Raw genomic sequence first — 9,443 nt, 5'->3', positions numbered from 1 at the left:
CGTTGGCCTGTCCACCAAGTCGGCCCTCGGTCCCGACCTCCCGCGCCACTCGCGTCACTTCCCACGCGAACGCGTTCAGCTGGTCCACCATCGTGTTGATGGTGTCCTTCAGCTCCAGAATCTCCCCCCGCACATCCACCGTGATCTTCTTCGACAGGTCCCCGTTCGCCACCGCCGTCGTCACCTCGGCGATGTTCCGCACCTGAGCCGTCAGGTTCCCGGCCATCATGTTCACCGAGTCGGTCAGGTCCTTCCACGTCCCGGCCACGCCCGGCACGTTGGCCTGGCCGCCCAGCTTCCCCTCCGAGCCCACCTCCCGCGCCACTCGCGTCACCTCCGACGCGAACGAGTTCAGCTGGTCCACCATCGTATTGACGATCTTGCTGGAACGCAGAAACTCGCCCTTGAGTGGGCGTCCATCGATCTCGAGGGCCATGCGCTGGGAGAGATCACCGCGGGCGACCGCGCCCAGCACTCGGCTCACTTCGACGGTTGGCGTCGAGAGGTCGTGGATGAGCAAGTTCACGTGCTCCACGTATCCCGCCCACGCGCCGCTCACCTCGCCGAGCGAAGCCCGCTGGCCGATCTGACCATCCCGACCGACGACCCGCGAGATTCGATTCAGCTCCTTCGCCGTCCGCTGGTTCAGCTCCACGACATCGTTGAACGCCTCGGCGATCTCCCCGCCGATGCCGAGCTGATCGAGGGGAAGCCGAACCGTAAAGTCGCCCTTGCGCACCGCGCGGAGCGCTGCGAGAAGCTGCCGCGGGTTGATCGTATCGGCAGGTGCAGAAGCTACAGCCATGCCTTCCTCCACTCGATCCAAGATGCGGAAAGTTTAGTTGGAGAAACGAAATGAACAGCTGGCCCGTGACAAACAGGCTGTAACAGGACTGAAACAATCGTTATCTAGGCTGCCCGTACAATCAAGCGCGCTGCTGAGGGAGGTTTGGATCATGAAACGGAGCGACGGACGCATCCTGACGACCCACACCGGCAGCTTGCCGCGACCGGACGACCTGGCCCAGCTCGTCTTCGCGCAGGAAGAAGGGCGCGACGCGTCGGGACTCGAAGGCCGGGTAGCGGCGGCCGTGTCGGACGTCGTCCAGCGCCAGGTATCGACCGGCATCGACGTCGTGGACGACGGCGAGATGAGTAAGCCCTCCTATGCCACGTACGTGAAGGACCGCCTCAGCGGGTTCGGCGGCGAGAGCCCGACGCCCGTGGACATCTACGCCGAAGAGTTCCCCGAATGGGCGCAGCGCCGAGCGCGCGATCCCAGCCGCGCGCGACGAAAGATGCCCGCCTGCATCGGACCAATCGAGCTTCGGGATGCGAAGGCGGTGCATCGCGACATCGCCAACCTGCGATCCGCGGTTACGGCCGCAAACCCGACGGACGTCTTTATGACCGCGGTTTCGCCGGGCACGATCTCCGTCTTCCTCCACAACTTTTACTATCCGTCGGAGGAGGCGTACATCTACGCCCTCGCCGATGCGATGAAGTACGAATACCGCGCCATCGTGGATGCGGGCTTCGTTCTCCAGGTCGACTGCCCCGACCTCACCTCCCTCGGGCGCGCCTCATCCGGACCCGAAGAGGTCGTCCGCGTGCGAGCAGCGACGCACATGCACGTCGAAGCGCTGAACTATGCCCTCGAGGGGCTGCCGACGGAGCAGCTGCGGATGCATCTCTGTTGGGGCAACTGGGCCGGCCCGCACACACACGACATCCCGTTGCGGGAGATCATCGACCTCGTCTTCCAGGCGCGTCCCTCTGCCGTGTCGTTCGAGGGTGCGAATCCCAGACACGAGCACGAGTGGGCCATCTTCAAGGATATTCGACTGCCGGATGGCAAGATCATCATCCCCGGCGTCATCGATACCTGCACGAACTTCGTGGAGCACCCGGAGCTCGTGGCCCAGCGCATCACGCGCTACGCCGAGCTGGTCGGAAGGGAGAACGTCATCGCCGGGACAGATTGCGGCTTTGGTACGTTTGTCGTCAGCACCAGCGTCGATCCGCGGATCGCGTGGGCGAAGCTCGCGTCCCTGGTCGCGGGCGCGCGCATGGCATCGGATGCGCTCTGGTAGCGCCGTCGCGCGGCCGGCCGGTCCGCCTATTGCAGCGAAGTCCGCGCCAGGGCGCTAGGCGCCGGGGGGCCGGCCGTACCCCATGACCGCGAGCTCTGCCTCGGATACGTTCTCCATGCCCGGGGCGCGCCATGCGACGGTCTGCGTCGAGATGCCCGTGATCCGTCCATGCTCGTGGTCGAGATTCGTATCGATGATGGCGTGGTCGGGATCGCGAATCACGCCCATCGGGTCCTCTCCGCGCTGAACCTTCTCGATCTCCGAGAACATCAGATCACGGAGCATAACGATCCCCTTGTCAGAGGTCGCGAGGCGCTCGTCGACGCGCGGTGAGATCGGCCCCTGCGTCTCCCACATGACGATGTCCTGGGTAAGGATCTGCCCCCAGGGTGCGTAGAAGTTGTATTTCGCAACGGGGTGCATAGCGTCAGCCGGGTCTTTCACGGCGGGCAAGTAGATGACTTCCGGATCCTCCGTCGACGGGTCCACCGCAGACCCGTCCGCATTGCGCACAAATGCCATCGTGACCTGCCAGGTGTGCGTGTCATCCATCGGCGTGCGCAGCCACAATTGGCCCGTCCGCAGGTGGGTCGGGAAGATCATCGGGTGCTCTTCCACGCTCCCGTTCTTGTACACGCGCTTCTTCATGATCCCGTACGGGGTGAGGTAGAAATCGCTCGACTCGATGTCGTCCACGTAACCGCGCGTGGTGTTGACCGGTCGTTCCGTGCTTCGGGGCTGGTCCTGATGCAGGATCTGCAGGTGCCAGGGATCGACGGCATTTTCGGCGGCGGCGAACCAGTTGCAGTCGAGAACGGGGAAGACGGTGATCCGCCGATGCCCGTCGGTGCGCGCCAGCACGTCGAACCGGGGGAGGACCGGCGCCGGCTGCGGCCCGAGATACGCCCAGTACAGCCCCGCGTAGCGCTGCACCGGATACGCCCGCACCTTCACCGTGAGAAAGAACTTGCTATCAGCCGGCTCGGCGGGCGTCTCGAGGCAGTTGCCCTTCGTGTCGTACAGCCAGCCATGGTACGCGCAGGCGATGCCGCGCGCTTCGACGCGACCGTAGAGCATCGACGCGCCGCGATGCGCGCAATGGTCCTGGATCAGCCCGACGTTGCCGCTTTTGTCGCGGAAGAGGACGAGATCCTCGCCGAGCACGCGCACAAACTTCGTTGGCGACTCCTCGCTCAGCTCGCGAGCAATGGCGATCGGGTGCCAGTAGCGCCGGAGCAGCTCACCTCCGGGCGTTCCCGCGCCCACCTGCGTCAGAATGTCGTTCTGCTCCTTCGTCAGCACGGCGAATCCTCCCGATGGTCTGTTCTTTAATCGTGTGTGTCGCCTGCCGCGATCTCCCACCAGTTCCGATCGAGGTCGCGCAGCAGGAATGACGCTGCATCTCCTCCGCCGCGCAGATCGCCCAGCTCCGTGATACCCAGCTCGCCCCCCGATCGGCGCAGCCATTCGTGCGCGTCTTCAACGTCCGCTGCAGCCTTGAGCGTCAGGGTGTACCGGAAGTTGGGCGAGTGCGAATTCTCACCTTCGCGGCAGAGGCAGACGACGTAGTGCTTCGACGCTGGATGCTTGAGATACACGACGTGGGCATATGCCTTCCAGCACTCCAGGCCAAGCACCTCGCGATAGAACTCAGCCGAGCGCTCCTCGTCGCCCACCAGCAACGTTCCGTGGGTGAACGCTTGGGGCACGTATCCGCGGCCCGGAAATCGATCCGGGGAGATGGCGGCGCTCCAGTGCGGCGACCGCACACCGCCGAGTCGTGTCCCCCCCGACTCCTTTCGAAGCACGTCCTCGAAACACTCGATCTCCCAGCCGTTGGTCCCCGGCTCTTTGAAATAGATGGAGAACGACCCGTGGGAATACTCCGGCTGCTTGAGATCTGCCAGTTCGTACTCGCTCTTATGCGCGCTCAAGTACCGGTACGCGGCGTTGACTTCCGCGTTGGAGATGACGCGCACGCCGAAGTGATTGTGCATCTGCTTTTCCGTCGCGCCGCTTGCCTCGTGGACGACTAGCTCCCATTCCGAGGCGGGATGCTTCATCACGAAGCCGCCCGGTCCCGCGGCCACCTGCTCGAACAGGAGCAGGTCCGTAAGGACGGGGAGCGATTCTTTCGCCGAACGGACCTCCATGTGCGCCTCTGCAAGCGCCAGGGGCTGCAGCTTCACCAGCTCACCTCCACCAGGAAACCGAAAGCATGGCCGCGTGTTCGGGCGAGCGACCGGCCGAAGCGTCGGGCGGGCGTCATCGATCCGCCACGCTGTTTCCTCGGACTACTCGCCCGGGCAGCGCGCCCGTCGGCTCGCCCTCTTCCATCAATACGCTCCCATTGACCAGTGTCCACTCGATACCGTGGGCCAATTGCTTGCGCCGCCGGGCCCCGCCAGGCAGGTCCGCCGCCTCTTCCGGCTCGCACGGCGCGATGGTGTCCGGGTCGAATACGACGACATCGGCCGCGAGGCCGGGGCGTAGGAGCCCGCGATCGTAGAGCCCGAATAGCGATGCGGGCACGAAGGTGAGCTTCCGAATCGCTTCCTCCAGCGACATAATGCCCTTTTCCCGGACCCAGTGCGCAAGCAGATACGTGCCATAACTGTAATCGGTGCGAAAGACCACGTGGGCGCCGCCGTCGGATTGGCCGATCACCATGTGCGGGCTATTGAGAAGCGTCGCCATGGCGGCTTCGTCGCTGTTCACCTCCCGGCGCTCGAACTCGGTCTCGAGATCCTCGCTCAGCGCGAGGTCGAGGAACACGTCTAGCACGTCGCGTCCCGTCTCCGCGGCGATTTGCGCGATGCTCTTGCCGCGGAGCGCCGCGTTCTCGGTCCGATGGACCTGATGCACGAAGCACAGGTCCCACCGGCGCGTGAAATCGCCCGCGACGTCCGGATTTGGCGGGGTGTCGACAGCCTCGTGGTGCAACCGCGCGCGGGTACCGGGGTCCCGGAACGCGCGCGTACGTTCTTCCAGCGGCATCAGCATGAGGGAGCGCCAGGTGGGCATCGCGTCGAAATGCTGGGCGGTCTTCAGCGTGAAGCGCAGGTCGCCGGGCCGCGGCATCACGTACTGATACGCGCGATAGCCCTCGGCCTGCAGCTCCTCAACTTCGCCGAGATATGCGCGCCACCGGTCCGGGTAAGTCGCTTGCCAGGTGATGTTTCCGTAGAAGACCGGCCGCCCACTCGAGCGCGCGAGCCGCACTCCCAGCGCGCGCTCGCCGCCGTACTGAATCACCCCGCGTCCGGCCTCGTCGGCGACTCGGGCGACGGAGTAGATCTCGTCTTCGCTCGCAAGATTTGTCGGTGCGAGGCGGCCGTCCCAATCGAAGTGGCGAAGATTCCGCTCGAAGGAGATGCCGATTGCCCCCGCCTCCAGGCCCTTCCGCACGATGGCGCGCATGGCCGCGATCTCGTCGTCGGTCGCCTCGCGCTCCTGCGACGCCTGCCCCATGACGTACCGGCGCACGGCCGAGTGCCCGATGAGGCACGCCACGTTCACGCCCAACCGTCGATCGAGGGCGTCCATGTACTCGGGGATCGATTCCCAGGACCACTCGACACCGGCGTTGATGGCGTCGAGGGGGATCGCCTCGACGTGCGAGAGGACGCTGGCGAGCGCAGCGCGATCCTCGGGACGGGCGGGCGCAAGGGCGAGCGAACAGTTTCCGACGATCACAGTGGTGGCGCCGTGGTAGCACGAATAGGTGCACAGCGGGTCCCACGTGACTTGGGCGTCGTAATGGGTGTGGTTGTCGATGATCCCTGGCGCCACGGCCATGCCGTCGGCGTTCAGGACCCGTCGCGCCCCACCCTCGACTCGGCCGATCTCGACGATTCGCCCATCGCGGATCGCGACGTCGCCGTGAAAGGCCGGCAGGCCTGAGCCATCGATGATCGTCCCGTTGCGAATGAGCACGTCATACGCCATGGCTGCCTCCCCTGACGGTGCAATGACCCTAACACGACGGTCCGGTCGCGTCAAACAGCGCGAGAAAATCACGCACCGCGCAGGCATCCATCCTCGATGGCTCGTCGGCCAGGCTGCTGATCGCGGCCACGGCCTCGCGGGACAGGCTGGCGCCCAGGTTCCGGACCAGCTTGTCGCGCAGCAGAGGGATGCCCTCGACGCGCCGACGGCGATGGCCAATGGGGTACTCGATCTCGAGGCGGTCCGTCCGCGTCCCGTCGCGGAACACGACCTGCACGGCGTTGGCCACCGACCGCTTGTCCGGATCCAGATAATCGCGGGAGTACCGCGAGTTTTCGCGCACCTCGGTCCGCGCGCGGAGCCGTTCGATCCGCGGATCGGACGCGGGCCCATCCTCGTAGTCGTCGGCGGTGAGGTTCCCGTGGACCAGGCCAACCGCCACCATGAATTGGATGCAGTGGTCCCGATCTGCGGGGTTCCGAAGCGGACCGTCCTTCGCGATGATCCGCATCGCGGACTCCTGCGTTTCGATGAGGACCCGCTCGACCTCCTCGATCCGGCCGCGAACCACCGGGTGGAGGCGAATCGCCGCCTCCACGGCGGTCTGGCCGTGGAACTCGGCGGGGTACGAGATCTTGAACAGCACGTTCTCGATCACGTAGCTGCCGAACGGTCGCGCCAGGACCAGAGCATTGCCCCGAAGAAGGACGTCCGTGAACCCCCACGTCGGCGCACTGAGGGCACCCGGGTATCCGGGCTCGCCCCGAAGCGCCATCAGGGCGTGCCACACGCCGCGACTCGTGGCGTCGCCAGCTGCCCAGGATTTGCGAGGCCCGACGTTGGGGGCGTGTCGGTAGGTCCGGAGCGCGCCCCCGTCGATCCACGCGTTGGAGACCGCGGCGCGGACCTGGTCGCGATTGGCGCCGAGAAGCCGCGCCGCCACCGCCGCCGTCGCGACGCGGACGAGGATCACGTGGTCCAAGCCGAGACGATTGAAGGAGTTCTCCAGGGCCAGGACGCCCTGGATCTCGTAGGCCTGGATCATCGCCGAGAGGACGTCGCGAACGGATAGCGGCGCCCCGCCGCGAGCCACCGAATCTCGGCTGGCCAGCTCGGCGCAAGGCAGGATGCCTCCAAGGTTGTCCGAGGGATGGCCCCATTCGGCGGCGAGCCACGTGTCGTTGAAGTCCAGCCAGCGAATCATGGTTCCGAGGCTGAACGCTGCCTGTATCGGATCGAGCCGAAAGGCCGTGCCGGGCACACGAAGGCCGTCAGCGACGGCGAACGACGGCCGCACCGGGCCGATCAAGCCGGTGCAAGCGGGGTAGCGCAGCGCCAGGATCGCGCACCCGAGGCTGTCCAGCAAACAGAGGCGCGCAGTCGCATAGGCCTCATCGCGAAATTCCGGGGGCGCCGTGACGTAGGAAGCGATCGCGTCGAGGAGCGGGTCCGGATCGGGGAGCTGGGCAGTCACGCCCCTGCCCGACGTTGCTCGATGGGGACGAATGGCCGGGCCTCGGGACCCACGTAATTCGCGGTCGGACGGATCAACTTGTTGTTGGCTCGCTGCTCCATCACGTGCGCCGCCCAGCCGGTGATCCGCGAGACCACGAACACGGGGGTGAACATCGATGTGGGTACTCCCATGAAGTGGTACGCGGAAGCGCTGTAGAAATCCAGGTTGGGGAACAGGCGTTTCTCGCGCCACATGACCGCTTCGATCCGCTCGGAAATGGGGAACAGCCGTGTATCGCCGACGTCCGCTCCCAGGCGCCGCGCCCACCCCTTGATCACGTCGGAGCGGGGATCCGAGACACGGTACACGCGATGCCCGAACCCCATGATGAGCTCGCGCCGCGCCAGCGCCCTCATGATTCCGCGCTCGGCATCGTCCGGGTCCGAGAATCGCTCGATCAGCTCCATAGCAGCCTCGTTAGCCCCTCCGTGGAGCGGGCCACGGAGGGTGCCGATGGCCGCGGTGATCGCCGAATAGAAATCGCTCAGGGTAGATGCCGCCACGCGCGCGGCGAACGTCGAAGCGTTGAACTCGTGCTCCGCGTACAGGATGAGCGAGACGTCCATCGCCCGAATGTGAAGCGGGCTCGGCTCGGATCCCGTTAGCCGACGCAGGAAGTACTCGGCGGTCGTGTCCTCGCCACCCGAAGTGTCGATCCGCGTTCCGTCGCGATGGAACCGATACCAGTAGAGCAGCATGGCGGGGAAGGCCGCCGTCAGACGCTCGGCCACCCGATGCTGCGCGGAAAAATCTTCCTCCCGCTCGAGACATCCCATGATCGAGCAGCCGGTTCGCATGACATCCATGGGGTGCGCCGTGGCCGGTAAGAGTTCGAGTGCCGATCGCAGCGCCGCGGGCAGGTCCCGCCCTGTCCGCAGCCTCGCACGAAAGCCATCCAGCTCGGTCGCCGCAGGAAGCTGACCGGTCAGCAGGAGGTGCGCCACCTCCTCGAAGCTGGCGTGCTCCGCCAGGTCGTGGATGGAATACCCCCGGTAGGTGAGGCCGACGCCCTCCTTGCCCACCGTCGCGATCGCGGTGTCGCCCGCGATCACGCCCGCGAGCCCACTGCCCGCTCCTCGTTCCTCGGTCACTTCCGTGCTCCAATCCTCTGGCGCTGGCCGCCGGATCCACGATTCGACCGGACTGGTCCGAACCGTGGATAATCCCTCACATGACAGATCGCCCGGACGAAATCAACTCCTGCTACGTCTGCGTCAACATCAGTTGCCGTGAAGGCGGCTCCGAGGAGCTGCGCGACATGCTCATTGAGCGGCTCGCGGGCTCCGACATCGACGTGAAGACGCACATCTGTTTCGGTGCGTGCTGGATGGGCCCGAACATCGTGCTCTACCCGAAGGGAACCTGGTATTCGAACGTCCAGTCCGCCGACATCGACGAAATCGTCGCCCACATCAGGGGCGGACCCGAGGTCCAGCGGCTCATCAACAGCGTCGACCCGGGGCTCTACGAGCTCGTTGTCTCCATCCTGGACGCAGGCCTCAGCTGACCGCCTGCCGCGCTGAGCGACGGGGAATGGTCACCTCGGCGCCGTTTCGCGCGCATTCGCGGGCGAACAGGTCGTAGACCTCCGGGTCCTCGTCCTCGTATTCGATCTGCCAGCCGCCTTCACGCTCGCTGACCTCTGCGCCACGCATGGCCCGCGTGTTGTCGACCACCAGACTTCCAAAGGTGTACGCGAGGTATCGCGCCGGCGTCGGCCCGGTGTTGAAGTGCTGGTGGTATTCGCCGTCGCGCGGGGAAAAGATCGAGCCCTCCTTCCAGTCGACCTTCACCCGCTCGCCGCCGGGGAACCAGAGGAGCGAATAACCGACCCCGTTCAGGATGATGAGCTCTGCCCCGGGACCGTGCCGGTGCGCCTTCTTGTA

The 9,443-nt window shown here is 65.7% G+C and carries 9 protein-coding genes; 2 read left to right on the top strand and 7 right to left on the bottom strand.

All coding sequences use genetic code 11. From position 1 onward, the window contains the following. On the bottom strand, positions 1 to 805 hold an 805-nt coding region (locus VFC51_17540), incomplete at its 3' end, for a HAMP domain-containing protein (protein ID HZT08830.1). Between the two features lie 151 nt (positions 806 to 956). Here VFC51_17540 and VFC51_17535 point away from each other — a divergent pair. Beyond that, positions 957 to 2,093 carry a cobalamin-independent methionine synthase II family protein gene (locus VFC51_17535; protein ID HZT08829.1) on the top strand — a complete coding sequence of 379 codons (1,137 nt, stop codon included), beginning with the start codon at positions 957 to 959 and terminating at the stop codon, positions 2,091 to 2,093. A 54-nt stretch (positions 2,094 to 2,147) separates the two neighbouring features. Here VFC51_17535 and VFC51_17530 read toward each other — a convergent pair whose 3' ends face one another. From VFC51_17530 to prpC, 5 genes are all read right to left on the bottom strand, one after another. Further along, positions 2,148 to 3,395: a Rieske 2Fe-2S domain-containing protein gene (locus VFC51_17530; protein ID HZT08828.1), complete on the bottom strand. Its 1,248-nt coding sequence runs from the start codon at positions 3,393 to 3,395 to the stop codon at positions 2,148 to 2,150. A gap of 26 nt (positions 3,396 to 3,421) precedes the next feature. Further along, positions 3,422 to 4,282 (bottom strand): VOC family protein, encoded by an 861-nt coding sequence (locus VFC51_17525; GenBank protein HZT08827.1) that lies wholly within the window; start codon positions 4,280 to 4,282, stop codon positions 3,422 to 3,424. A gap of 76 nt (positions 4,283 to 4,358) precedes the next feature. Then, positions 4,359 to 6,041 (bottom strand): amidohydrolase family protein, encoded by a 1,683-nt coding sequence (locus VFC51_17520; GenBank protein ID HZT08826.1) that lies wholly within the window; start codon positions 6,039 to 6,041, stop codon positions 4,359 to 4,361. Positions 6,042 to 6,069: 28 nt separating this feature from the next. Beyond that, positions 6,070 to 7,515 (bottom strand): bifunctional 2-methylcitrate dehydratase/aconitate hydratase, encoded by a 1,446-nt coding sequence (locus VFC51_17515; GenBank protein ID HZT08825.1) that lies wholly within the window; start codon positions 7,513 to 7,515, stop codon positions 6,070 to 6,072. Next, positions 7,512 to 8,648 (bottom strand): 2-methylcitrate synthase, encoded by a 1,137-nt coding sequence (gene prpC / locus VFC51_17510; protein ID HZT08824.1) that lies wholly within the window; start codon positions 8,646 to 8,648, stop codon positions 7,512 to 7,514. The genes VFC51_17515 and prpC overlap by 4 nt, the downstream gene beginning before the upstream one ends. An 80-nt stretch (positions 8,649 to 8,728) precedes the next feature. Between prpC and VFC51_17505 the strand changes: the two genes are divergently transcribed. Further along, positions 8,729 to 9,064 (top strand): (2Fe-2S) ferredoxin domain-containing protein, encoded by a 336-nt coding sequence (locus VFC51_17505; protein HZT08823.1) that lies wholly within the window; start codon positions 8,729 to 8,731, stop codon positions 9,062 to 9,064. On the opposite strand, the gene VFC51_17500 is transcribed toward VFC51_17505, so the two are convergent. After that, positions 9,057 to 9,443: ethanolamine ammonia lyase-activating protein (locus VFC51_17500; protein ID HZT08822.1), on the bottom strand; the 387-nt coding region annotated here is incomplete at its 5' end. The two genes, VFC51_17505 and VFC51_17500, sit on opposite strands and share 8 nt — an antisense overlap.

It is taken from the genome of Chloroflexota bacterium (assembly GCA_035652535.1).
Lineage (GTDB): Bacteria > Chloroflexota > UBA6077 > UBA6077 > SHYK01 > DASRDP01.
The sequence above is the reverse complement of the archived record's forward strand: the minus strand, read 5'-3'. Positions and strand labels throughout refer to the sequence as shown.